This window comes from Streptomyces coeruleoprunus, assembly GCF_039542925.1.
GTDB lineage: Bacteria > Actinomycetota > Actinomycetes > Streptomycetales > Streptomycetaceae > Streptomyces > Streptomyces coeruleoprunus.
In genome coordinates, this window is record NZ_BAABIT010000001.1 from 2,499,352 (window position 1) to 2,523,533 (window position 24,182).

13 protein-coding genes and 8 pseudogenes are annotated in these 24,182 nt (G+C 69.9%); 4 read left to right on the forward strand and 17 right to left on the reverse strand.

Annotation, left to right across the window (positions count from 1 at the left end; all coding sequences use genetic code 11):
* Positions 1–28: 28 nt before the first annotated feature.
* A complete protein-coding gene (locus ABEB09_RS10630; RefSeq protein WP_345689451.1) occupies positions 29–436 on the forward strand; it encodes a VOC family protein in 408 nt (135 codons plus the stop codon).
* A gap of 18 nt (positions 437–454) precedes the next feature.
* Here ABEB09_RS10630 and ABEB09_RS10635 read toward each other — a convergent pair whose 3' ends face one another.
* Positions 455–1,057 (reverse strand): hypothetical protein, encoded by a 603-nt coding sequence (locus tag ABEB09_RS10635; protein WP_345689453.1) that lies wholly within the window; start codon positions 1,055–1,057, stop codon positions 455–457.
* Between the two features lie 389 nt (positions 1,058–1,446).
* The gene (locus ABEB09_RS10640) at positions 1,447–1,848 is read right to left on the reverse strand and encodes a peptidase inhibitor family I36 protein (protein WP_345689455.1); all 402 of its coding nucleotides are present in this window, start codon (positions 1,846–1,848) and stop codon (positions 1,447–1,449) included.
* A gap of 323 nt (positions 1,849–2,171) precedes the next feature.
* On the opposite strand from ABEB09_RS10640, the pseudogene ABEB09_RS10645 reads away from it, so the two are divergent.
* Both ABEB09_RS10645 and ABEB09_RS10650 read left to right on the forward strand, forming a co-directional pair.
* A pseudogene (locus tag ABEB09_RS10645) lies at positions 2,172–2,612 on the forward strand (LysR family transcriptional regulator); the annotation flags it as partial.
* An 88-nt stretch (positions 2,613–2,700) separates the two neighbouring features.
* Positions 2,701–2,997 (forward strand): LysR substrate-binding domain-containing protein, encoded by a 297-nt coding sequence (locus tag ABEB09_RS10650; RefSeq protein WP_345689457.1) that lies wholly within the window; start codon positions 2,701–2,703, stop codon positions 2,995–2,997.
* Positions 2,998–3,061: 64 nt separating this feature from the next.
* Here the strand turns inward: ABEB09_RS10650 and ABEB09_RS34955 are convergent.
* From ABEB09_RS34955 to ABEB09_RS10675, 4 genes and pseudogenes are all read right to left on the reverse strand, one after another.
* Positions 3,062–4,952 (reverse strand): annotated as a pseudogene (locus ABEB09_RS34955) (hypothetical protein).
* 154 nt (positions 4,953–5,106) lie between these two features.
* Positions 5,107–5,472, reverse strand: a complete 366-nt coding sequence (locus ABEB09_RS10665) for a DUF6113 family protein (RefSeq protein ID WP_345689463.1) — start codon at positions 5,470–5,472, stop codon at positions 5,107–5,109.
* Positions 5,469–6,359 carry an N-acetyl-1-D-myo-inositol-2-amino-2-deoxy-alpha-D-glucopyranoside deacetylase gene (gene mshB / locus ABEB09_RS10670; RefSeq protein WP_345689465.1) on the reverse strand — a complete coding sequence of 297 codons (891 nt, stop codon included), beginning with the start codon at positions 6,357–6,359 and terminating at the stop codon, positions 5,469–5,471. Before mshB ends, ABEB09_RS10665 begins: the two co-directional genes overlap by 4 nt.
* Positions 6,360–6,382: 23 nt before the next feature.
* Positions 6,383–6,576 (reverse strand): annotated as a pseudogene (locus ABEB09_RS10675) (hypothetical protein).
* A 155-nt stretch (positions 6,577–6,731) separates the two neighbouring features.
* Between ABEB09_RS10675 and ABEB09_RS10680 the strand changes: the two are divergent.
* Positions 6,732–8,921: pseudogene (locus ABEB09_RS10680) on the forward strand (S9 family peptidase).
* 122 nt (positions 8,922–9,043) lie between these two features.
* Here the strand turns inward: ABEB09_RS10680 and ABEB09_RS10685 are convergent.
* From ABEB09_RS10685 to typA, 11 genes and pseudogenes are all read right to left on the reverse strand, one after another.
* Positions 9,044–10,207 (reverse strand): annotated as a pseudogene (locus tag ABEB09_RS10685) (ABC transporter ATP-binding protein).
* A pseudogene (locus ABEB09_RS10690) lies at positions 10,194–11,187 on the reverse strand (ABC transporter ATP-binding protein). Before ABEB09_RS10690 ends, ABEB09_RS10685 begins: the two co-directional pseudogenes overlap by 14 nt.
* A gap of 6 nt (positions 11,188–11,193) precedes the next feature.
* Positions 11,194–12,128 (reverse strand): annotated as a pseudogene (locus ABEB09_RS10695) (ABC transporter permease).
* 143 nt (positions 12,129–12,271) lie between these two features.
* Positions 12,272–13,193 (reverse strand): annotated as a pseudogene (locus ABEB09_RS10700) (ABC transporter permease).
* Between the two features lie 26 nt (positions 13,194–13,219).
* Positions 13,220–14,833, reverse strand: a complete 1,614-nt coding sequence (locus tag ABEB09_RS10705) for a peptide ABC transporter substrate-binding protein (protein ID WP_345689467.1) — start codon at positions 14,831–14,833, stop codon at positions 13,220–13,222.
* A 396-nt stretch (positions 14,834–15,229) separates the two neighbouring features.
* On the reverse strand, positions 15,230–16,342 hold the full coding sequence (locus ABEB09_RS10710) for an ABC transporter ATP-binding protein (protein WP_345689469.1): 1,113 nt from the start codon (positions 16,340–16,342) through the stop codon (positions 15,230–15,232).
* 27 nt (positions 16,343–16,369) lie between these two features.
* Positions 16,370–17,431, reverse strand: coding sequence for an ABC transporter ATP-binding protein (locus tag ABEB09_RS10715; protein WP_345689472.1), 1,062 nt, complete (start codon positions 17,429–17,431; stop codon positions 16,370–16,372).
* A 10-nt stretch (positions 17,432–17,441) separates the two neighbouring features.
* On the reverse strand, positions 17,442–18,419 hold the full coding sequence (locus ABEB09_RS10720) for an ABC transporter permease (protein WP_345689474.1): 978 nt from the start codon (positions 18,417–18,419) through the stop codon (positions 17,442–17,444).
* A 116-nt stretch (positions 18,420–18,535) separates the two neighbouring features.
* Positions 18,536–20,338 carry an ABC transporter substrate-binding protein gene (locus ABEB09_RS10725; protein WP_345689476.1) on the reverse strand — a complete coding sequence of 601 codons (1,803 nt, stop codon included), beginning with the start codon at positions 20,336–20,338 and terminating at the stop codon, positions 18,536–18,538.
* 105 nt (positions 20,339–20,443) lie between these two features.
* Positions 20,444–21,475 carry an ABC transporter permease gene (locus tag ABEB09_RS10730; protein WP_345689478.1) on the reverse strand — a complete coding sequence of 344 codons (1,032 nt, stop codon included), beginning with the start codon at positions 21,473–21,475 and terminating at the stop codon, positions 20,444–20,446.
* 757 nt (positions 21,476–22,232) lie between these two features.
* Positions 22,233–24,140 (reverse strand): translational GTPase TypA, encoded by a 1,908-nt coding sequence (gene typA, locus ABEB09_RS10735; protein WP_345689480.1) that lies wholly within the window; start codon positions 24,138–24,140, stop codon positions 22,233–22,235.
* Positions 24,141–24,182 lie beyond the last annotated feature (42 nt).

The following is a 24,182-nucleotide window of genomic DNA, read 5'->3' on the forward strand; positions in this document are numbered from 1 at the left end:
CTTCGCACCCGACCCTACGGAGACCCCCATGCGCGTGATCGCCTTCGACCACCTCGTCCTCAACGTCGCCGACATCGAGCGCTCGCTCGCCTTCTACACGGGCCCCCTGGGGCTGGAGCCGGTGCGGGTGGAGGAGTGGAGGGCCGGCAAGGCGCCCTTCCCGTCCGTGCGGGTGAGTCCCACCACCATCATCGACCTCGTCACAGCCGGCGAGGGGGCGTCGGAGGGCTCCAACGTCGACCACATCTGCCTGGTGGTCGAGCCGCTCGACTGGCAGCAGGTCATCGACTCCGGCGTCTTCACGGTGCTGGACGGTCCCGGCGAGCGCTTCGGCGCCCGGGGCACCGCGCTCTCCCTCTACGTGCGGGACCCGGACGGCAACACCGTGGAGCTGCGCTGGTACCCGCAGGACACGGCCCACGGGTCGGAGGTCTGATGCCGTGACGCGTGGCGCCTAGCCGTTCAGGACGCGGCGGGCCGCTGCCAGCCAGCGGTCCTTGCGGGCCTTCGCCTCGTTCAGCCGGTCGGCGTTCTGCTGGATCAGGCGGTGTTGGACGCGGGTCTCGGCCGCAGCCCATACCTTCACCAGCCTCGCCGATTTCTGGCAGGCCACGTCGGCGCGCGCGGTGGCGCGTTCGGCGGGTGTGGGTTCGGGCGTCCGCCAGCGCTCGTCGTCGGCGGCGGCATAGGGGTCCGGGTAGTCGAAGCCCGCCTTCGCCATGCAGGTGCTCCATGCGCGCAGCGCGCCGCGCACTTCGGGGGTACGCCGGGAGGCTTCCAGGGCGGTGCCGGTCAGCTGGTTGAAGGCCTGGTGGTCGGGCGGGGCGGTGTCGCCGACGAGTTGCCGCTGGGCGGTCTTGAGGCATCCGCCCTTGCCGGAGGGGCCGTAGGCCGCGCGCAGTACGTCGGCGGAGAGCGCATCGCGCTCGTCCCAGGCGCGGTTGCGCCGTACGACCGACGGCGGGTCGGGGGGCGGGCGGTACCCGTGGCGGACGGCTTCCGCTTCGTCCGCTCCGTACCGTCGGAGGTTCGGCGGCACCGTGTCCCGGGCGTCCACCCGGGCAGGGTCTTCCACTCCAGGCCCAGGTCGTTCATGCACCGGCGCATGAGGATGTCCTGCGCGTCCTCCACGACGTGGGTCTCGGCCACGGTCGACGCGTAGGCGTCCAGTGGCAGCCAGAGCTGCTCGGCCTGCCGGGTGGCAGGCGGAGGTGCGACGGTCTGCGGGACGGGAGTGGACCCGCGCTCCCCGGCCGTACAGGCGGTGGGGGCCAGGAGCAGCAGTGCGAGCGCGGGGGTGATCCGGGCGCGGGAGGGCGGCATGGGGGGCCTCTCGTCGTGCGGTGCGCGGTGCGCGTCGAGCGGGGTGCGGTGGCAGCCGATGCGGGGTGCGGCGCAATCGCCGCACCCCGCCCGTCAGCTATACGTCACTGACAGAGCCTGCTGTCAGCTGAACCTGATGGAGCTCGTGCTGTCGTGCATGCCGGAGTGGTCGCCGAAATGGGCCTCCGACAGGCCCGGCGCCAGGGAGAAGCTGGCTCCCTGGTAACCGGCGTGCTGGTAGAACGTGACCGTGCGGTTGCCCAGGTTCTTCGCGGAGCTGATCGTGTCGTTCCAGCCGTCCTTCTTCAGATTCCGCATGTTCTCGGTGAAAGTGGTGTTCCGGTTCTTGAACTTGGCGTCCTGCCACACCTTCACCTTGGTGACACGGGCCTTGGCCGCGGCAACACCCGCGTGACCATCGGCGGAGGCCACCACCGCGGAGCTCGGGGAAGGCGCGGCAACGGCATTCGCCGTTCCCATGCCGACCAGGCCCGCGACACCGAGCGCCACCACACCGAGCGACATGGCGAAATTCTTCTTCACAATTGTTCCCCTCGTTTTTCAGTAGTCCACTTGTTCGGGACCGCTGTTCTCTGAATTCCATCCTGTCGGTGCGGGAATCGATTGGGAAGGGTTTATTGATGCGGCCGAATTTGCCACTGATACCCTGACTGCATGAGTTCGGGACGGACCGACCAACCGTCCCCGGCAAGGGGGAGATCCATGACCACGGATCCAAGTACGCATCAGTTACGTCTGCTGCTCGCGCTCGCGGAGGAGTTGCACTTCGGCCGGCGGCAAAGCGGCTGTTCATCAGTCAGCCCGCGTTCAGCCGCCAGATCCGCGCCTTGGAGGAGCACTTGGGCGTGGCCCTCGTGGAGCGTTCCACCCGCCGGGTGCAGCTGACACCGGCGGGACAGGCGCTGCTGCCTCAGATGCGCGCCGTGGTGGATGCCGTCGAAGACCTGCGTGGTGCCGCCGAGGGAGAGGCGAACGCGCACTCGGGCCGTGTGGTGCTCGGCTCGTACGTCACCGCGCTCCCGGCGCTGCGGATACTCCTGGACCAGCTGCGAGAACGCTTTCCGGGACCGGAGGTCGAGTGGCGGGCCGTGGACAACGTCGAGCAGAAGAGCCTGCTCGTGGACGGCCAGGTCGATGGCGTCATCTGCTACGAGCCCGTACCCGAGGGCATGCACGCGCTCCGGCTCGGAACGGAGGAGCGCTTCGTCTGCATGCCGGCGACGCACCCGCTGGCCGGGCGCGAAACGCTGACCCTCGCGGACCTGGCCGACCTGCCCGTCATCGGCTACTCACCCCATGTGGACGCGGAGTTCCGTGCCTTCTGGGCCGCCGACCCACGCCCCCGACGGAACCCCGGTGCGGTACACCGACCACACGCCGACCACCCTGGAGGCCTATGTCGCGCTGGCCAGTCTGGGGCACGGCATCCGGTTCATCCCCGAAAGCTGCCTGGACCTCATGCCCCGGCCCGGTGTCCGCTTCATCACCGTCACCGATCTGCCGCCCTGCACCGCGGTGCTGGTCTGGCCGGCCTCCCGTCCCCCCACTCCCGCCTTCAGCGCGCTTCTGCGCGTGCTGCGCGCCCACGCCCGCACCACGGACCGGGAGACCCTGCGCAAGACCAACAGGCGCTGGTGGTGGAACGCGGCCTAGGTTTGCTTCGGGACGGACCTCCTGCCCGGCAGCGGAGGCCGCGGCCGGGCAGGGCGGCGATTCCCTAGCCCTTCGGGTCCAGTTCGATCGTGACCGTGCGCTCCTGCGGGGTCTTGCCGAGGAGGGCCTTCTGCATGGCGTGGGCCACGTCGTCGGCCGACAGCTGGTGCTTCTTGCCGTCGCCCTTGGTGATCATGACGCCGTCGAAGACGCCGTCCAGCAGCTCGTCGATGGCGTCCTTGTTGTAGACCTCGACGAGCCGGCCGTCGATCGCCTTCATGGAGAGGATCTTCGGCAGGGACCGCTGCGGGCCGAACTGGATCTCCTTGCCACCCGCCTTGATCGTGACCAGACCGGACATGGCGGGCTCGGCGAACTCCTTCATCGCCCGGTTGATCTCGGTCTGGGTGATCGTGGGCTCCCGGGTCACGACCGGCAGCTCGACCACGTTGGAGCGGCCCGTCTCGACCTGCGCGCGGTACGCGTCACGGACCGAGATCATCGAGCGGCCGACGTCCACCACCGTGCCGGCCTTGCCCGGGACGGGGACGGCCTTGCCCGGCTCGAAGCGGATCGTGCCCTCGCTGGAGGAGCCCGAGCCGCCGCCGAGGTCGGCCAGGGCGACGCTCAGCTTCTCCTCGTCGACCGGGATGACCGGCTGGGCCTCGCGTTCGACGCCGAAGAGGGAGCCGATCACCGACACCGGGTTGTAGTCGCTGCCCGCGGCGCCCCGCACGGTGGCCTGGCTGTCGAGGGCGAGGCCCGCCTTGGCCGGCGGCAGGCTCTGGGTCTTGCCGCCGACGCTGACCTGGAGCGGCGCGGTGGCGCGCTTGCCGAGGGCGGCGTCCAGCTTCTGGGCGGCCTCCTCCGTGGTGCCGCCGCCGATGTCGACGCCGAGGACCGTGGTGCCCTTCGGTACGTCGGACTGGTTGAGCAGCAGCCCGGCGCCGTAGGCGACGCCGACCAGGCCGATCACGCCCGCGCCGAGGAGCACCGACTTGGAGCGGCCCTTCTTCTGCGGCTTCTGCGACCGCGCGGGCGCGGCCGGGCGCGGCTCGGGCGCCGGGGCGGGGTGGGCGCGGCCGGCGCGGGCTCGTCCAGGACCGGCGGGTACGGGTCGTACGCGCCGCCGCGCTCGGGCGCCACCTGCGCCGGGCCCGACATCGGGAACGGCGACGAGCCGGTCGAGGCGAACGGGTCGCGGTGCTCGGGCGGAACGACGGGCAGCCCGCTCGTCAGGGTGTCGCCCGACACCTGCGGCGGCGGCCCGGGGCGGGCACCCGCGCTCCGCGGGGTGAGGACGGCCGTGTCGTCCGTCGGGTACGGGTCGTCCACCGGGGGCACCGGGCTCGTGCCGTACGCGGGGCCGGTCGTCGGACCGGAGGGCTGCTGGGGCGGTCCCTCGAAGCCGTCGCGCGCGTCCGGGGCGTCCGAGAAGTACGGCATGCCGGGGCCCTGGCCCTGCGGGGCACGGCCCGGCGCCTGCGGCCGCGGAGCGGACGGCTCCGGGGCGGCCTGCGGCGGCTGCTGCCCCTGCGGCGGCTTGCGGGGGGCGAACCAGTCGCTGGTGCGGGCGGTGTCCTGCGCGCCCGGCCCCGGCTCGTCGACCTGTGGGCGCGGCGTCTCGGCGGTGCGCTCCGCGGGCCTCTCGAGCCGCTGCTCCTGCGCCTCGGCGCCCGGGCCGTCCTCGCCGCTGCCGTTCGCCGCCTTGTCGGTCTCGCTCACGGGCTTGCGCACGACGACCGGCGGGATGGGCCGCGAACCCGGGATGTTGATCCGGATGCGGGTGGTCAGGGTCGTCTCGGTCTTGTCTTCGGCTCGTCCGGTTCGGCGGAGGCGCCGGCGGCCCCCGTTCCCTCCTGGACCCGCCCGGTTCCGTACGGCGGTGTGCCCGAGGGGTACGCGGCACCGCCACGCCCCTGGCCGGAGGACGAAGTGTCAGTTTCACGACTCAAAGCAGGCTCTCCCGATCGGCTCCGCCGCCCGCTCTCACACCCACGGGCGCCCGGCGGCGGAGCCCACCATACTGGCCGCCGTCACCCCGCATCCCGCGACCGGGGGAACATCATCGGGCAATACGCACCAAGAACGGGCAGGTGGTCCGCCAAGTCACCGCAAGGGCTTCACCTGTTGCCCCGACAGCATCATGGTGGCGCAGATCACAGCGATGACCATCCCGCCCAGGATATAGACGAGATCGGCCATCCCGCCCCAGAACATCTTGTCGCCCTCGTCGCGGCCGAGGCTCAGCAGGACGACCGCGACGAGCCACCCGGCCGCCGGCGTCAGGGCGCCCAACTGGGCGCCGGCGGCCCGCCGCCCGCCGTAGAAGAGCCCCGCGGTCCCCGCGAGGGCCAGCAGCAACCCGCCCGGGAACCAGCCGCCTTGCACCAGCGCACCGGCGGCGCCGACGAGGAGGCCGAGCAGGAACAGCCCGGTGTGCAGCGCCACCTGGAGGGGCTTGGCGGCGTTCACGCGACCACCCCCGCGAACAGGTCGCGCTCCCGCTCCCCGGCCGGCGCACCGGACGCCCCGCGCACCAACTGGTAGTACTCCCGCACGAAGATGGGCTGTCCCAGATCGTTGGAGAGCGCGAAGAACTCGTCCTGTACGACGATTTGGGTGACATGTGCGCGCATCGCCGCGGCCTTCCGGTCCGCGTACTCCGTACCGTCGATCTCCGCCGTGATCAGCTCGTCGTCGACCACGCCGGGGACGTCGCGGATGTCCGCGATCCCGGGGAACGTCAGGCCGGTGGCCGCGCGCAGCGCGGCGAAGCCGGACTCGGCTACCGTGCGGGGCACCCGGTTCCAGTAGATCTTGGCGATGGTGTGGGGCGCGCCCAGTTCGGCGCGGTGGCCGGGGTCGGCGGCCAGGTCGGCGGCGCGCATGGCGACCCGGTGGGCCTGGATGTGGTCGGGGTGCCCGTACCCGCCGTCGGGGTCGTAGGTGACGAGGACCTGGGGGCGTACGGAGCGGATGATCTCCACGAGGGGGGAGGCCGCGTCGTCCACCGGCGTCGACCAGAAGGAGCCGGGGCGCTGGTTCTGCGCGACGCCCATCATCCCGGAGTCGCGGAAGCGGCCGGGGCCGCCGAGGAAGCGGTGGTCGGTGACGCCGAGCTCCTTCATCGCGGCGGCCAGCTCGCCGACGCGGTGGGGCCCGAGCCGGTCGTCGCGGTCGGGTGCGAGATGGGCGAGGCCGGCGGGGATCACCTCGCCCTCCTCGCCCTGGGTGCAGGTCACCAGCGTCACATGGGCGCCCTCGGCCGCGTACTTGGCCATGGTGGCGCCGTTGTTGATCGACTCGTCGTCGGGGTGCGCGTGCACCAGGAGCAGACGACGGGCGGGGAGATCCGTCATACGGACACCCTACGAGGTGACGCTCAGAACTTGAGGTTGCCGATCATGCCCGCCACGCTGGTCGTCAGCTGACTGACGGTGGGGCGATGGAGGAACTCGCCAGGTAGAAGCCGAGAAGCATGCAGACCACGGCATGTCCGGCCTTCAGCCCCGATTTCCGGATGAGCAGGAAGACGACGATCGCCAGCAGCACCACCGCCGAAATCGAGAGTGCCACGGCGGTTCACCTCCATACATATCGGTCGGATCGGGCAGCGCGCATGTGCCAGGAGGTTCATACCCACCTTGCGCTACGGATCATAACTATCCGTTCCCACGCACCGATCGGTGCACGGCAGCATTGGGGGGCGCACAGCCGCTAGTTTCGGTCACATGACCTCGCGGCAGCAGCATTCCTTCCCCCGTCAGTACGCCCGGACGCAGCGCTTCACGCTCGGTGTTCCGCGCTCCTTCACCGTCGCGCCCGACGGTTCCCGGGTCGTCTTCCTGCGCTCGCCCTCCGGGGAGCGCAGGGACAACCATCTGTGCGTCCTTGACATGGACGGCGAGGTGCGCGAGCGCGTCGCCGCCGATCCCGGCGCCCTGCTCGGCGGGGCCGACGAGGAGCTGCCGCCGGAGGAGCGGGCCCGCAGGGAGCGCACCCGTGAGGGCGCCGAGGGCATCGTGGCCTACGCGGTGGACGACGCGGTCGAGTTGGCGGCGTTCGCGCTGTCGGGGCGGCTGTTCGTGGCGGAGCTGCGGGCCGGGACGGCGCGGCAACTGACGGTGCGGGGGCCGGTGATCGACCCGCGGCCCTCGCCGGACGGGCGGCACGTGGCGTACGTGGCGAAGGGCGCCCTGCGGGTGGCGCCGGTGGAGGGCGGCGGGGACACCGACGGCTTCGCCGACCGGGTCCTGGCCGGGCCGGAGGGCGAGCACGTGACGTACGGGCTCGCCGAGTTCGTCGCGGCCGAGGAGATGGGCCGCTCGCGGGGCTTCTGGTGGTCGCCGGACTCGACGCGGCTGCTGGTGGCGCGGGTCGACGACGGCGCGGTGCAGCGCTGGTGGCTGTCCGACCCGGCGCACCCGGACCGGGAGCCGGCCGGGGTGGCGTATCCGGCGGCGGGAACGGCCAACGCGGAGGTGCGGCTGTTCCTGGTGGGCCTGGACGGCGGGGAGCGGACCGAAGTCGTCTGGGACCGGGTCCGCTTCCCGTACCTCGCGCGGGTGCACTGGTCGTCGGCCGGGCGCCGCTGCTGCTCGTGCAGTCCCGTGACCAGCGCACTCAGCTCTACCTGGCGGTCGACACGGAGACCGGGGAGACCCGTACGGTGCATGTCGACGAGGACCCGGCCTGGCTGGAACTGGTCTCCGGGGTGCCGGCGTGGGCACCGGACGGGCGGCTCGTGCGGGTCGCCGACGAGGGCGGCGCCCGCGTACTCGCGGTCGGCGACCGGCCGCTCACGGGTGGGCAGTTGCACATCCGCGCGGTGCTGGACGTGGGCGCGGACGACGTACTGGTTTCGGCCTCGGCGGGTGAGGAGGCGCCCTCCCGGAAATTGGCGAAATCCATGTGTACCGCGTCAATGAGCTGGGTGTGGAGCGGGTCTCGGAGGAGCCGGGCGTCCACGGGGCCGTACGGTCCGGCGCGGTGACGGTCCTGGCGACGGCCCGTCCGGACGGGCCGGGGACGACCGTACGTGCTGCGGGACGGCAAGCAGGTCGCCGTGATCGCCTCGTACGCGCAGACGCCGGTGCTGTCGCCGCGCGTGACGCTCACGCGTCGGTGCGGACAAGCATCGACGCGAACGACGCGACACGCGTGCGCGTCGCCGGACCGCATCCGTGCGCGGTGCTGCTGCCGCGCGCGTACGAGGAGGGCGACGGGCCGCTGCCGGTGCTGCTGGACCCGTACGGCGGGCCGCACGGGCAGCGCGTGGTCGCGGCGCACAACCCGCACCTCACGTCGCAGTGGTTCGCGGACCAGGGCTTCGCGGTGGTCGTGGCGGACGGGCGGGCACGCCGGGGCGGTCGCCGGGCTGGGAGAAGGCCGTCGCGGGGCGCCTGCTCACTCTGGCGCTGGACGACCAGGTGGCGGCGCTGGAGGGGCTGGCGGAGCGGTTCCCGCTGGACCTGGAGCGGGTCGCGATCCGGGGCTGGTCGTTCGGCGGGACGCTGGCGGCGATGGCGGCGCTGCGGCGGCCGGACGTGTTCCGCGCGGCGGTGGTGGGGGCGCCGGTCACGGACCAGCGGCTGTACGACACGCACTACACCGAGCGGTACATGGGCGGGACGCCGTCGGAGGTGCCGGAGGTGTACGAGGCGAACTCGGTCGTGTGGGACGAGGGGCTCGTGGGGCCGGAGAACCCGGCGCGTCCCATGATGCTCATCCACGGTCTGGTGGACGACAACGTGGTGGTGGCCCACACCCTGAAGCTGTCCTCCGCGCTGCTGGCGGCGGGGCGGCCCCATGAGGTGCTGCCGTTGACGGGCGTCACGCACATGACGCCGCAGGAACAGGTCGCGGAGAACCTGCTGCTGCTGCAGGTGGACTTCCTGAAGCGGGCGCTGGGCGTGGAGTAGGGCGGCGGCCGGCCGGGGTGACATGGCGCACCCCGGCCGGTTTCACGGCACCCGCACGGCCGTACGGTGGTCAGCTTGGCGTGTCCGTATATCGGAGACGGGTCGTCGCCGTGACGGGCGTGTTAAGCGGGTGATGGGCCCTCAGGTGCTGTCCGCTCTTCGCCCGGTGAGGTCGCGCCGGGCCGGGGGGACCGTTCGCCGATGTGGCTCGTGGTGTTGCCGGGCACGACGTGGATCTCCTCGGCGAAGTGGCACGCCGAGTCGTGCCGGCCGGGCTGTCGACGTCGCGGAAGACGGCCGGGACGGCGAGGAGCGGCACCTCCAGGGCGCAGCGCTCGCGGGCCTTCCAGCAGCGGGTGCGGAAGCGGCAGCCGGAGGGCGGATCGGCGGGCGAGGGCACGTCGCCGGCGAGCAGGATCCGCTCCCGGTGCTCGCGCGCCTCGGGGTCGGGCACGGGGACCGCGGACAGCAGCGCCTGGGTGTAGGGGTGCGTGGGGTGGTCGTAGATCTCGGTGTCGGTGCCGGTCTCGATGATCCGCCCAGGTACATCACCCCCACCCGGTCGGAGATGTGGCGGACGATCGACAGGTCGTGGGCGATGAAGACGTACGAGAGGCCGAACTCGTTCTGGAGGCGTTCGAGCAGGTTGACGACCTGCGCCTGGACGGAGACGTCGAGGGCGGAGACGGGTTCGTCGGCGACGATGATCTGCGGCTGGAGGGCGAGCCCGCGGGCGATGCCGATCCGCTGGCGCTGGCCGCCGGAGAACTGGTGCGGATAGCGGTTGATGAACTCGGGGTTGAGGCCGACGACGTCCAGGAGTCCTGGACCTTGCGGCGGCGGTCGCCCTTGGGTGCGGCCTCCGGGTGGATCTCGTACGGCTCGCCGATGATGTCGCCGACCGTCATGCGCGGGTTGAGCGAGGTGTACGGGTCCTGGAAGACCATCTGGATGTTGCGGCGGACGGCCTTCAGGGCGCGGCCGGAGAGCCGGGTGATGTCCTCGCCCTGGTACAGGATCTGCCCGGACGTGGGCCGTTCGAGGTTGACGAGCATCCGGGCGACGGTGGACTTGCCGCAGCCGGACTCCCCCACGGTGCCCAGGGTCTCGCCGGCCCGCAGGTCGAAGGAGACGCCGTCGACGGCCTTGACGGCGCCGATCTGCTTCTTGAACAGGACGCCCCGCGTGAGCGGGTAGTGCTTGACGAGGTCCTTGACCTGGAGGATCGGCTCCCGGGCGGCGCCCGTGGTGCCCGGCGCGGGGGCGACGGCTTCAGCGGGCGGCATGGACGGGCTCCTTGTTCAGGGTCTCCTGCCAGAAGTGGCAGGCGCTGCCCCGGGTCGCGGACACCTCGTACAGCGGGGGCACGTCGGTGCGGCACACGTCCCGGGCGCGCGGCAGCGCGGGTGGAAGGGGCAGCCGGACGGGATGGCCATCAGGTTGGGCGGCAGGCCCTTGATCGCGTACAGCTCCCGGCCCTTGTGGTCCAGGCGCGGGATCGAGTCGAGGAGGCCTGGGTGTAGGGGTGGGCGGGGGCCCGGTAGATGTCGTGCACCGGAGCCGTCTCGACGATCTTCCCCGCGTACATGACGGCGATGCGGTCGGCGACGTCCGCGACGACGCCGAGGTCGTGGGTGATGAGGATGAGGCCCATGCGCAGTTCCCGCTGGAGCTCGGCGAGGAGTTCCATGACCTGGGCCTGGACGGTGACGTCGAGGGCGGTGGTGGGCTCGTCGGCGATGATCAGGGCGGGTTCGAGGGCCATCGCCATGGCGATCATGATGCGCTGGCGCATGCCGCCGCTGAACTGGTGCGGGTACTGGCCGACGCGTTCCTTTGCGGCGGGGATGCGGACGCGGTCCATCAGCTCGACGGCGCGAGCGCGGGCGTCCTTCTTCGACATGCCGCGGTGGACCACGAACATCTCGCCGAGCTGGTCGCCGACGGTGAGGACGGGGTTGAGGGCGGACAGCGCGTCCTGGAAGATCATCGCCATCTCGGCGCCGCGGATCCCGCGCCGCTCCTCCTCCTTGAGGGTGAGCAGGTCGCGGCCCTGGAAGAGGATCTCGCCGCCGGTGATGCGGCCGGGCGGCATGTCGAGGATGCCCATGACGGCCTGGGCGGTGACGGACTTGCCGGATCCGGACTCGCCGAGGACGGCCAGGGTCTCGCCGGCGTCGACGGCGTAACTGACGCCGTTGACCGCGCTGGCGACGCCGTCGCGGGTCCGGAACTCGACGTGGAGATCGCGTACTTCGAGCAGCACGGCGGCTCACCTCAGCTTCGGGTCGAGGGCGTCGCGGACGGCGTCGCCGAGCATGATGAACGCGAGCACCGTGATGCTGAGCGCGCCGGCCGGCCAGAGCAGCATGTGGGGGGCGTTGCGGATCTGCGGGGCGGCGTTGGAGATGTCGATGCCCCAGGAGACCGTGGGCGGGCGCAGGCCGACGCCGAGGAACGACAGGGTGGCCTCCAGGGCGATGTACGTGCCGAGCGCGATGGTGGCGACGACGATGACGGGCGCGACGGCGTTGGGGGCGACGTGCCGCAGCAGGAGGCGGCCGCTGCCGGCGCCGAGGGAGCGGGCCGCCTGGACGTAGTCGTGCTGTTTGGCGGTGATGACGGAGCCGCGCGCGATACGGGCGATCTGCGGCCAGCCGAGCAGCACGATGAAGCTGACGACGGGCCACACGGTGGTGCTGGTGACGACGGAGAGGAAGACGAGGCCGCCGAGGACGACGGGGATGCCGAAGAAGATGTCGGCCGTACGGGAGAGGAGGGCGTCGCTCCAGCCGCCGAAGAAACCGGCGAGCCCGCCGAGGAGGCTGCCGAGGAGCGCGGCGCCGAGGGTGGCGGCCACGCCGACGGTGATGGAGGCGCGGGCGCCGTGGACGGTGCGCGTGTAGACGTCGCAGCCCTGGGTGTCGAAGCCGAAGGGTGGCCGGGCGCGGAGCCCTGCTGGGACCGGGACAGGTCGCAGCGGAGGGGGTCGCCGCTCGCGAGGATCTGCGGCCAGACGGCGATCAGCACGAGAAAGACGATGAGGAGCGCCGAGACGATGAAGACCGGGTTGCGGCGCAGCTGGTGCCAGGCGTCGGTCCACAGGCTGCGGGGCCGGCCGCCGGGGCCGGGGGCGGTGCCTTCGGGGGTCGTGGGCTCGACCTCCCGCTTGTCGAGGGTCTCCGCTTCACTCATGGCGAGGTCCATGGCGCCTCCCGCGCCGGTGGGGGCGATGACTTCGCGGGGGTTGTCGTAGGGGTGTACGGGCTGTGGGGGCCGTCGTGTCCCCGATGCCGTTCGGGTCCTCGGGGTCCTTCGGGTCGCCCGGGTGGTCCTCGGGCGGGCGCGGCTCAGGCATACCGGATCCTCGGGTCCAGGACCGCGTAGAGCAGGTCGACGAGCAGGTTCGCCACCAGGAAGACGATCACGAGGATCGTCACGAAGCCGACGACGGTGGGCGAGTTGTTGCGCAGGATGCCCTGGTAGAGCTGGTAGCCCACGCCGTGGATGTTGAAGATCCGCTCGGTGACGATGGCGCCGCCCATGAGGGCGCCGATGTCGGCGCCGATGAAGGTGACGACGGGGATGAGCGAGTTGCGCAGCAGGTGCCGGTGATGACGCGGCGGCGCGGCAGCCCCTTGGCGACGGCGGTGCGGACGTAGTCGGCGCGGACGTTCTCGGCGATGGAGGTGCGGCTGAGCCGGGTGACGTACGCGAGGGAGACGAGGGCGAGGACGACGCCGGGCAGGATCAGCTGGTCGAAGGGGGCGTCGGAGGAGACGGAGGGCCGCACCCACCCCCACTTCACGCCGAGCAGGAACTGCAGCAGGTAGCCGGAGACGAACGTCGGCACGGAAATGACGACGAGTGTCAGCACGAGCAGCCCGGTGTCGACGGCCGCCCCCTCCGAAGCCCGCTGACGACGCCCAGGGTGATTCCGACAATGATCTCCACCACGATGGCGACGATGGTGAGGCGCAGGGTGACCGGGAAGGCGGAGGCCATCAGCTCGGTGACCTTCTGGCCGTTGAAGGCCGTGCCGAAGTCGCCCTGGAAGATGGCGCCCATGTACAGCAGGTACTGCTTCCACAGGGGCTCGTCGAGGTGGAGGTCCTTGCGGATGCGGGCGGCGGTCGCGGGGTCGGGGGCCTTGTCGCCGAAGAGTGCCGCGACCGGGTCGCCGAGCGCGTACACCATGAGGAAGATCAGCAGGGTGGTCCCGATGAACACGGGGATCATCTGGAGCAGCCGCCGGATGACGTAGCGTCCCATGGGGCCTCCTCCCGGGTACGGCCGGTTCAGCCGACCTTGATCTCGTCGTAGACCGGGACGCTGAACTGGTTGAGCCGGACGTCGGAGAGCCGTTCGGAGTAGCCGGCGCTGCCGTTCTGGTACCAGAGCGGGATGGCGGGCATCTGGGCGGCGAGGATCTGCTCGGCCTCCTGGAAGCTGCGTACGGCGGCGGCCTGGTCGGTCTCGGCGTTGGCGCGGTCGACGAGGGCGTCGAACCGCTTGTTGCTGAACTTGCCGTAGTTGGAGGAGGCGCCCGTGTAGTACAGCGGCTCCAGGAAGTTCTGGATGAGCGGGTAGTCGGCCTGCCAGCCGGAGCGGAAGGGGCCGCTCATGCGGTAGCCGCTGACCTGGTTGCGGAAGTCGGCGAAGGTGCCGACGGGGTTGACGGTGCAGACGGGGCCCTGGCCGAGGACGTTGTTGACGCTGTTGCAGACGGCGTCCATCCACTGGCGGTGGGATCCGGTGTCGATGTTGGAGGTCAGCGTGACCTTGCCGCCGGGCAGGCCGCCGCCCTCCTGGATGAGCCGCTTCGCCTCGGCCGGGTCGAAGGTGCACGCCTGGCCGCACAGGTCCTTGTAGCCGCCCTTCTCGCCGAGTGCGGGGGAGGTCCAGTCCTTGGCGGGGGTGCGGGTGTCCTGGAAGATCTGCTTGGTGATCTGGGCGCGGTTGATGGCCATGGAGAGCCCGCGGCGCACCTTCTCCATGCCGGGCTTGGACCACTCGCTGCGGTACATCGGAAAGAAGAGCGTCTGAATGATCAGCGCGGGCTGATTGATGTACCGATCCCCGAGATCGTTCTGGACGTTCTTGAGCTGCTGGGCGGGGACGTCGTCGACGAGGTCGAGGTTGCCGGCCATCAGGTCGGTGTACGCGGTGTTGTTGTCCGTGTAGACGACGAGATCCACGCCGGCGTTCTGGGCCTTGTCGGGGCCGGTGTAGCCGTCCCAGCGGCGCAGCTTCATGCTGCTGCCCCTGGCGTACGAGTCGACGGTGTACGGGCCGTTGCCGACCGGCTTGCCCAGCCAGGCGGCGTGGTCCGTGAAGAAGGCCCGGGGCAGCGGGACGAACGCCTGGTAGCCGAGGGTGTCGGGCCAGCTGGAGAAGCGGTCCTTCAGGGCGACGGTGAAGGTGCGCTCGTTCTTCACGACGAGCCCCTTCATGGTCTTGGCCTTGGCGTCACCGGACGCGGGGTGGACGTCCTCGTAGCCGACGATGTCGGCGAAGAAGGGGGCGTTGTTCTGCCGGTTGTCGATGTGCGCGGCGTAGTTCCAGGCGTCGACGAAGGACTTGGCGGTGACCTTCTCGCCGTTGCTGAAGGTCCAGCCGGGCTTGAGGGTGACGGTGAAGTTCCTGGAGTCGGTCGTCTCGATCTTCTCGGCGACCATGTCGCGGGCCTCGCCGGTCTCGGGGTCGTACCGCTTGAGGCCGCGGAAGATCATGTCGAGGACCTTGCCGCCCTGGACCTCGTTGGTGTTGGCGGGCTCCAGGGGGTTCTGCGGGTCGCCCCAGGAGGACGTGAGGATCCCGTCGCCGCCGCCGGTGTCGTTGCCGCCGCCGCAGGCGGTCGCCGCGAGGGCGACGGCCAGGGCGCAGGCGGTCCACTTGGCGCGTCCGCGCATGGTGCCTCCCGTCAGGTCCTTTCGGGCCCTGGCCCGACTTAGGCCCAAATATCACCCGCACGGTGATCGCCCGCACCCGCACGACGTCCGTCGGTGTCGCCGCCACCCCCACGGGGGGGTAAGCCGCCCGCTGTCCGCCCACCCCCCACCGTGCAGGTGCGCGGCGCCCTGGGCTGTGTCCGGCGGATCTTTCCCCTACCCCGCCCCTTCCCGAAACTGGGGGCTCCGCCCCCAGACCCCCGATCGCTCCCCCAAGCTCTTCGAGCAGGGGGTACCCCCACCGGCGCTCGTCCTCAAACGCCGGACGGGCTGAATCAGCCCGAGGGGGGTTCGGGGGGCAGAGCCCCCCGAGAATGGCGAAGGCCCCGCCGTAGCACGGCGGGGCCTTCGGGGGAATCAGTGGGCGTCCTTCTCCATCGCCGCCAGCGCCGGGTCCATGACGATGTCCTCGTCGCGGGCCTCCAGGGTCGGCTCCTCCGGGAAGTGGCACGCCGTCAGGTGACCCTCCGCGTTGCCGGAGAGCTGGACGAGCGGCGGCTCCTCCGTGGCGCACTTGTCCTGCGCCTTCCAGCAGCGGGTCCGGAAGCGGCACCCGGACGGCGGGTTGATCGGCGACGGGACGTCGCCGGAGAGCCGGATCCGCTCCCGCTGCCCCGCGTCGAGGTCGGCCTCGGGCACCGCGGACAGCAGCGCGTGCGTGTACGGGTGGCGCGGTCGCTTGTACAGGGAGTCGCGGTCGGCGATCTCCATGACCTTGCCCAGGTACATCACGGCGACGCGCTCGGAGAAGTGCCGCACGACCGCGAGGTCGTGGGCGATGAAGACGAACGCGATGCCGAGGTCCCGCTGGAGGTCCTGGAGCAGGTTGACGACCTGCGCCTGGATCGACACGTCGAGCGCGGAGACCGGCTCGTCGGCGATGATCAGCTTCGGCTCCAGGGCCAGGGCACGGGCGACGCCGATGCGCTGGCGCTGGCCGCCGGAGAACTCGTGCGGGAAGCGGTTGTAGTGCTCCGGGTTGAGGCCGACGATCTCCAGCAGCTCGCGGACGCGCTTCTCGCGGCCCCCGGGCGGGTTGATCCCGTTGATCTCCATGGGCCCGGAGATGATCGTGCCGACCGTCTGCCGCGGGTTGAGGGAGGCGTACGGGTCCTGGAAGATCATCTGGATCTCGGACCGGATCGGCGCCAGCTGCTTGCGCGAGGCGTGCGTGATGTCCTGGCCCCGGTACGTGATCTTGCCGCCGGTCGGCTCCAGCAGACGCGTCAGCAGACGGCCCGTGGTCGACTTGCCGCAGCCGGACTCGCCGACGAGGCCCAGGCTCTCGCCCGGGTACACGTCGAACGTCACGCCGTCGACGGCCTTGACCGCGCCGACGGTGCGCTTGATCGGGAAGCCGCCCTTCACGGGGAAGTGCTTGGCCACCCCTTCGACGCGCATCAGCGGCTCGGTCGCGGTCCGCTGCGCCGGGACCGCGTCACCGGCGGTGGTGGTGGTGTTCTCGCTCATGGTCATAGCCCCAGTTGCCGGTGTCGCTCAGCCCAGCCGGGGCTGAATCGTCTCGATGAAAACCTGCTGCCGCTGTTCCGCCGTCAGGTGGCACGCGGCCGCCCGGCCGTCGGCGAGCGGCGGGCGCTCGCTGGTGCACAGACCGCCCTCGACCAGGCCGGCGTGCTCGCACCGGGGGTTGAACGCGCAGCCGGCCGGCGGGTTGAGGAGGCTCGGCGGGGAGCCGGGGATCGGCCGCAGCGGCTCGTCCACGTCGCCCGACAGGCTCGGCATCGAGCCGAGCAGACCCCAGGTGTAGGGGTGCGCGGGCTCCTTGAGGACCTCGCGCACGGAGCCGCGCTCCACGGCCCGGCCCGCGTACATCACGAGCAGGTCGTCGGCCGTGTTGGCGACGACACCGAGGTCGTGCGTGATCAGGATGATCGCGGAGCCGAACTCCTGCTGGAGGTCCTTGAGCAGGTCGAGGATCTGCGCCTGGACCGTCACGTCGAGCGCGGTGGTCGGCTCGTCGGCGATCAGCAGCTCGGGGTTGCAGACCAGCGACATGGCGATCATCGCGCGCTGGCGCATACCGCCGGAGAACTGGTGCGGGTAGTCGTCGACGCGCCGCTTGGGGTCGGGGATGCCGACCTTGCCCAGCATCTCGATGGCCCGGTCGCGGGCCTCCTTCTTGCTGGCGCCGGTGTGCTTCCGGAACGGCTCCGAGATCTGCCGGCCGATCGTGTAGTACGGCGACATCGCGGTCAGCGCGTCCTGGAAGATCATGGCCATCTTGTTGCCGCGCAGGGTCTCCAGCTGCTTCTGCGAGGCGTCCGTGATCTCCTGGCCGTCCAGCTTGATGGAGCCGGTGATCTCGGTGGTCTTCGGGTTGTGCAGGCCGAGGATCGTCAGGTTGGTGACCGACTTTCCGGAGCCCGACTCGCCGACGATGCCCAGCGTCTTGCCGCGCTGCAGGTCGAACGAGAGGCCGTCCACCGCCTTGACGATGCCGTCCTCGGTGGAGAACCGGACACGCAGGTCGCGTACCGACAGGAACGCTTCCGACCCGGTCTGAGCCGTCGCGTCCTCGGTCTTGGTCAGTGTGGTCACGGTCGTTCTCCTAGGACAGGCGCACGCGCGGATCGATGATCGCGTACATCGCGTCCACGATGATGTTGAAGAGCAGGATGAGGGCGGCGCTGAAGACCATCACACCCATGGTGAGCGGCAGGTCCTTGTCGATCACCGAGTCCCGGGCCAGGCGGCCGATGCCGGCGAGGCCGAAGGTGATCTCGGTGACCATGGCGCCGCCGAACAGCGCGCCGAGGTCCATGCCGAGGATGGTGACGATCGGGATGAGCGATCCGCGCCAGGCGTAGCGGAAGAAGACGAACCTGCCGCTCATGCCCTTGGCGCGGGCGGCGCGGACGTGTTCCTCCTGCAGTTGCTCGATCATCGTCGAGCGGGACATACGGGTGTAGTTGGCCGTGAAGATCACGGACATCACGCACCACGGGATGAGCAGGCCCATGAACCAGCCGCCGGGGCTCTCGCTGAACGGCACGTATTCGGGCCTGTCGAGCCAGCCGGTGGAGTACACGAAGATGCCGAGGACGACGGGGCCGAGGAAGTAGATCTGCAGGGACGACAGGACGAGCGAGCCGCCGCTGAAGACCTTGTCGACCGCGGTGCCCTTCTTCCAGGCCGCGAGCATGCCGGCGCCGAGGCCGACGGTGAGGAAGACGAGGATGCCGCCGAGGGAGAGCGAGAAGGTGAGCGGCAGTCGGTCGATGATGGTGTCCCAGACCATCTGCTGGTTGTCGAAGGAGACACCGAAGCAGGGGGCCGCGCAGTGACCGACGGAGAAGTCACGCCCGGCGAAGATGCCGACCATGTACTCCCAGAACTGCACGGTGACGGGCTGGTCGAGCCCGAGGTTCTTGTGGATGATCGCCAGGGCGTCGGGGGTGCAGTTCTTGCCGCACGCCAGCAGGGCCGGGTCCTGCGGGATGGCGAAGAACATGAAGAACGTCGTGGCGCTGATCAGGAAAAGGATCACCACTGCGCCGAACGTCCGGCGAAGAAGGAATTGAAGCATGACTGGTCGCTGCTCTCAGGACGGCGGCAAGGAGGGGTTCGAACGGAGAGAGGGCCGGCGACCCGGGGGTGTGCGATCCGCCGTGTGCACACCCCCGGGGCCGGCCTGAGCCAGTGTCAGCTCTTGAGGAAGACGCGGGTCACGTCGATGGCGCTCAGGTCGGTGGAGTACCGCGCACCGCCGACGTTCGAACCCTGGATCTGCAGCGTCTTGGTGAAGTACAGCGGGGCCGCCGGGTTGATCCGCTCCACGATGTCGTGGTGCAGGGCGGTCCAGGCCTTCTGGGCCTCGGCCGGGTCCGTGATCTTCTTGACGCGGGCGATCTCAGCGTTGATCTTCGGGTCGTTGATGTGCGAGTAGACCGAAGAACCGTCCTGCAGCTGCTTGCCGTCGTACAGCGGCGGGATCACCGTGGACGCGGACGGCCAGTCCTGGCCCCAGCCCGTCATGTAGAGGTCCAGGCCGTTGTTGACCTTGCCGACCTGCTCGTACCAGGTCGCGCCGTCGATCTCCTTCTTCTGGACGTCGAGGCCGATCTTGGTGAGGGCGTTGGCGATGACGACGGCCTGCTGCTGACGCTTCGGGCTGTTCGCGTAGGCGTAGACGACCTTCTTGCCCTTGGCGCCCGCCTCCTCGATCATCTTCTTGGCCTTCTCGATGTCACCGTTCGGCTTCTTCTTCTTGTCGAACGGGTCGTAGTCCTTCTCGAAGCCCGGGAGGGTCGGGGCGATCAGGCCGGTCGCGACCTCACCACCGTAGGCGCCACCGTCCGGCTGGAAGACCTGCTGGTTCGGCATCGCCAGCGTGATGGCGTCGCGGACCTTCTTGTCCTTCATCCGGTCCAGGTTGAAGTTCAGCTGCCAGACGTACGGCTGGTAGCCCTGGATCGTGCGCTTCTTGGCCTCGGCGTTCGAGACGACGTTGCGGACCTGGGTGGTGGCCACGTGACCCGTGAACTGGATCATGTTCTTGCCGTCACCGCGGTCGGCGAGGATCGTCTTGGTCTGGGCCTCGTCGTCCTGGTTGAACGTGATGTTGAAGCCGTCCACGTACTGGTGGCGGACCGAGTCGGTCTTCGGGTCCCAGTTCGTGTTCTTGACGAGCTTCATCGACTTGCCCGGCTTGAACTCGGCGATCTTGTAGGGGCCGAGGGCGACCGGGGCCGTGTCGTACTTCTCCTTCGTGTCGCCCTTGGCGGGGACGATGGAGTAGCCGGTCATGGCGAGCGCCTGCGGGAGGTCCGCCTGCGGCTCCTTGAACTTGAAGATGACGGTCTTCGCGTCCGGGGTCTCCAGGACGGTGTCCGGGAGGTGCTTGCCCTTGTACGGACCGTCGGGCAGGGCCTTGCGGTACGTGGTGCCCTCACCGGAGAGCCAGTTCTGCAGGTAGACCGGGCCGTCGCTGATGAACGACGCGTACAGGCGCTCGACGGTGTGGCGGACGTCGGCGGACGTGATCACGTTGCCGCTCGCGTCCTTCACGCCGTCCTTCAGCGTGTACTTCCAGGTCTTGCCGCCGTCGGTGGTGGTGCCGGAGTCGGTGGCGATGTCGCCGACGACCGTGACCTTGCCGTCCTCGGACTCCTGGTACTGCGTCAGACCGCGGTGGATGAGGCGGCCGAGGATACGGGCGTCGCTGACGTAGCTCTGACCCGGGTCCAGGTGGGAGAAGTCGTCCGTCTGGAAGACGCTGACGATGCCGCCGGGCTTGGCGCCCGGGACGTCCACGGCCGGGCCGGTGGAGGCCTTGGCGTCGCCGAAGACGACCGCCGCGGACTGCTTCGCCGCGTCGTCGTGGCCGACGGTGTTGCCGCCGCTGTTCTTGTTGCCGTCGTTACCGCTGCAGCCCGTGAGCGCCAGCGAGCCGGCAGCCAGGGCGACAACGGCAGCGCGCGCCGTTCGCGTGCCAAAGATGCTCATGGTGATGAGTACCTATCTGTCAGTAGTGATCCAACTGTGCTGCCTGACGCACGGTCAGGGCTGGTGCCCTATGGGTGGCAGCAGTCCGGGAGAAGTGACGAGGTGTCAGCGTCCGGACTTCGGGTCGAAGGCGTCCCGTACCGAGTCACCGAGCAGGTTGAACGCGACGACGAAGACGACCATCGCGACACCCGGGAAGAACATGTACGCCGGGTCCTGCTCGTAGATGGAGCCGCCAATGGCGAACATCCGGCCCCAGTCCGGGGTGGGTTCGACGTAGCCGACACCCACGAAGGACAGGAAGGCGACCGACAGGATCGTGGCAGGCAGCATCAGCGTGGCCTGCACGAGAATCGGTGTGACCAGGTTGGGCAGCAGCTCCCTGCGGATGATCCGCCAGGGAGAGGCACCCGCGATCTTGGCGGCCTCGACGAACTCCCGCTCGCGCAGGGAGAGCGTCGACGCGCGGATCAGACGGGACAGCCCCATCCATCCCAGGAACGAGAGCACGACGACGATCGCGGAAGCCCGCAGCGCCGTCGGGGTCTCCTCGTCGGGGCGGACGAACGCCGCCGTGACGACCGGCATCGAGGCGATGAAGAACAGCTGGCTCGGGAAGCCCAGCAGGAAGTCGGTGAAGCGCCCGAGGGCGTAGTCCACCTTCCCGCCGTAGTACCCACCGACCATGCCGATCACCACGCCGATGACGACCATGATGACCGTCGCGACGAGGGCCGTGTAGATGGATGTGCGCATGCCGTAGAGCAGCTGCATGAACACATCACGACCCAGGACCGGCTCGATGCCGAACCAGTGCTCGCCGGAGACTCCGCCGAAGACACCGGTCGGGATGCTGAACTCATCGAGGAGCTCGATGTTTTCCTGCCCGTAGAGGGTGTACGGATCCTTCCCGTACAGCTTGGAGATCACCGGGGCGAGCAGTGCGATGACGAAGAAGAAGATGACCACGAACGCGGAGACGACTCCGGTCTTGTCACGCTTGAATCGACGCCACATCAACTGCCCGGGCGAGAGCCCGGCGGGGTCCTTGGCCTGCGAAGCCGCGCCCGCCGGCGTGGACTCCACCTCAAGAACCTCGGCCGCTTCGGCGCCCTCTGTCTGCGCTGGGCTCGTCACGATCGCTTCGCCCCCGTGGGGATCACTATCGCGCACACGACCCATTTGGCGCTTATGGCACCACGCATGGGGTCCTCCTCAAGAGTTCACTTGTCACTACAAGACGGGTACGCGGAAGCACGCCGACACCCCTGACGGCGCGTTCTGAAGTACCCCCAAGTGCCCGTGAGTCGGCGCGCTCCCCACAGCGCGTGACCCATTGACCCGAGCTCTACGCGCTCAACTATCAGCCATGGCCTCACGAGCGGACCACAAGGTTTTGGTCTCGGTTCGGTCACACCTAGCGGCCACCGCTTCCGAAATCTGGACAAAACGATCCGAGATAGATAGCCCCGAAACGGACTCGTTATATACGTATCGGTCGTTGGCATCCGGATTCCGGACGGTTGGCGCCGCTAAATCGGTTGCGGAACGACAGCCGGCGCCCACAGACGGGCGCACCTGATCGCCGGCCGGACCCGGGGTCCGGACGGCGGCGGCCGCGGCGCTGCGACGAGCACGTACCGTAGTGGGCCGCCGGGGCGACTTCCAGAGGTCGTACGGCGGCGTAACGAGAGCTTCACGCGGCGAGCGGAAGCGGCCCGTGGAGGCCCCGGGGCCCGCAGGACCTCGTACGGGCGCGCTACGGGCCGTACGAGGCGCCCAGAGGCCGTCGAGCGGGCCCTCGCGCGCACGCGCGCGTGGAGGAAGGCGAGGGGAACGCGAAAGCCCGGACCACCCCTCGCGGGGCGTCCGGGCCTTGGGCGCGATGCGGGCGTCAGCCGTGCTTGGCGCGGGAGGCCGCGCGGGCACGCTCACGCGCGTCCAGGTTCACCTTGCGGATGCGGACCGCCTCCGGGGTCACCTCGACGCACTCGTCGTCGCGGCAGAACTCCAGGGACTGCTCCAGCGACAGCTTGCGCGGCGGGACGATCGACTCGGCCACATCGGCGGTCGAGGACCGCATGTTGGTGAGCTTCTTCTCCTTGGTGATGTTGACGTCCATGTCGTCGGAGCGGGAGTTCTCACCGACGATCATGCCCTCGTACACCTCGGTGCCGGGCTCCACGAAGAGGACACCGCGCTCCTGAAGGTTCGTCATGGCGAAGGCCGTGACGGCACCGGCGCGGTCGGCGACCAGCGAGCCGTTGTTACGGGTCGTCAGGGTGCCGAACCACGGCTCGTGGCCCTCGTGGATCGAGTGGGCGATGCCCGTGCCGCGGGTCTGCGTCAGGAACTCCGTACGGAAGCCGATGAGGCCGCGGGACGGCACGACGAACTCCATGCGGACCCAGCCGGAGCCGTGGTTCGACATGTTGTCCATGCGGCCCTTGCGGACACCCATGAGCTGCGTCACGGCGCCCATGTGCTCCTCGGGCACGTCGATCGTCATGCGCTCGACCGGCTCGTAGACCTTGCCGTCGACCTCCTTGGTGACGACCTGCGGCTTGCCGACGGTCAGCTCGTAGCCCTCCCGGCGCATCGTCTCGACGAGGATCGCCAGCGCCAGCTCGCCACGGCCCTGGACCTCCCAGGCGTCCGGGCGCTCGGTCTCCAGGACGCGCAGCGAGACGTTGCCGATCAGCTCGCGGTCCAGGCGGTCCTTGACCTGGCGGGCCGTGACCTTGCGGTCCTTGACGGCGGCCTTGTTGTCGGCGCCCTTGCCGGTGCCGCCACGGCCGACGAGCGGCGAGGTGTTCGTACCGATGGTCATGGAGATCGCCGGCTCGTCGACCGTGATCAGCGGCAGCGCGATCGAGTTCTCCGGGTCGGCCAGCGTCTCACCGATCATGATCTCCGGGATGCCGGCGACGGCGCAGATGTCGCCCGGGCCCGCCTTCTCGGCCGGCTTGCGGGTCAGCGCCTCGGTCATCATCAGCTCGGAGATACGGACGTTCTGCACGGAGCCGTCGCGCTTCATCCACGCGACCGTCTGGCCCTTCTTCAGCTCGCCCTGCTGCACGCGCAGGAGCGCGATACGGCCGAGGAAGTTGTCGGCGTCCAGGTTGGTGACGTGGGCCTGGAGCGGCGCCTCGTCGTCGTACACCGGGGCCGGGATGTGCTCCAGGATCGTGGAGAAGAACGGCTCCAGGTTCTCGCTGTCGGCCGGGACCGTGCCGTCCTCCGGCTTGGTCAGCGAGGCGATGCCGTCGCGGCCGCAGGCGTAGACGATCGGGAACTCGATCTGGTCCTCGTCGGCGTCCAGGTCCAGGAAGAGGTCGTACGTCTCGTTGACGACCTCGTCGATCCGGGAGTCCGGGCGGTCCGTCTTGTTGATGCAGAGGATGACGGGCATCCGCTTCTGCAGCGCCTTGCGCAGCACGAAGCGGGTCTGCGGCAGGGGGCCCTCGGAGGCGTCCACGAGGAGCACCACGCCGTCGACCATCGACAGGCCGCGCTCGACCTCGCCGCCGAAGTCGGCGTGGCCGGGGGTGTCGATGATGTTGATCGTGATCGGGGCCCCGCCGTCCTTGGGGTGGTACTTCACCGCCGTGTTCTTGGCGAGGATCGTGATGCCCTTCTCACGCTCCAGGTCGTTCGAGTCCATGACGCGGTCGTCGACGGAGTCGAGCTGGTGAGCGGCGAAGGCACCCGCCTGCTTGAGCATGGCGTCGACGATGGTCGTCTTGCCGTGGTCGACGTGGGCGACGATGGCGACGTTACGGATGTCGTGGCGCGTGGGCATGAGTGGCTTGCGCTTCTCTCGGATCGTGGGTGCGGCGTCTCT

Bases quoted from the DNA above. Each gene is read 5' to 3' on its own strand.
- ABEB09_RS10630 (WP_345689451.1), top strand. From the start codon at position 29: ATGCGCGTGATCGCCTTCGACCACCTCGTCCTCAACGTCGCCGACATC.
- ABEB09_RS10640 (WP_345689455.1), bottom strand. From the start codon at position 1,848: ATGTCGCTCGGTGTGGTGGCGCTCGGTGTCGCGGGCCTGGTCGGCATG.
- mshB (WP_345689465.1), bottom strand. From the start codon at position 6,359: ATGACGGATCTCCCCGCCCGTCGTCTGCTCCTGGTGCACGCGCACCCC.
- ABEB09_RS10705 (WP_345689467.1), bottom strand. From the start codon at position 14,833: ATGCGCGGACGCGCCAAGTGGACCGCCTGCGCCCTGGCCGTCGCCCTC.
- ABEB09_RS10710 (WP_345689469.1), bottom strand. From the start codon at position 16,342: ATGAGCGAGAACACCACCACCACCGCCGGTGACGCGGTCCCGGCGCAG.
- ABEB09_RS10720 (WP_345689474.1), bottom strand. From the start codon at position 18,419: ATGCTTCAATTCCTTCTTCGCCGGACGTTCGGCGCAGTGGTGATCCTT.
- ABEB09_RS10725 (WP_345689476.1), bottom strand. From the start codon at position 20,338: ATGAGCATCTTTGGCACGCGAACGGCGCGCGCTGCCGTTGTCGCCCTG.
- typA (WP_345689480.1), bottom strand. From the start codon at position 24,140: ATGCCCACGCGCCACGACATCCGTAACGTCGCCATCGTCGCCCACGTC.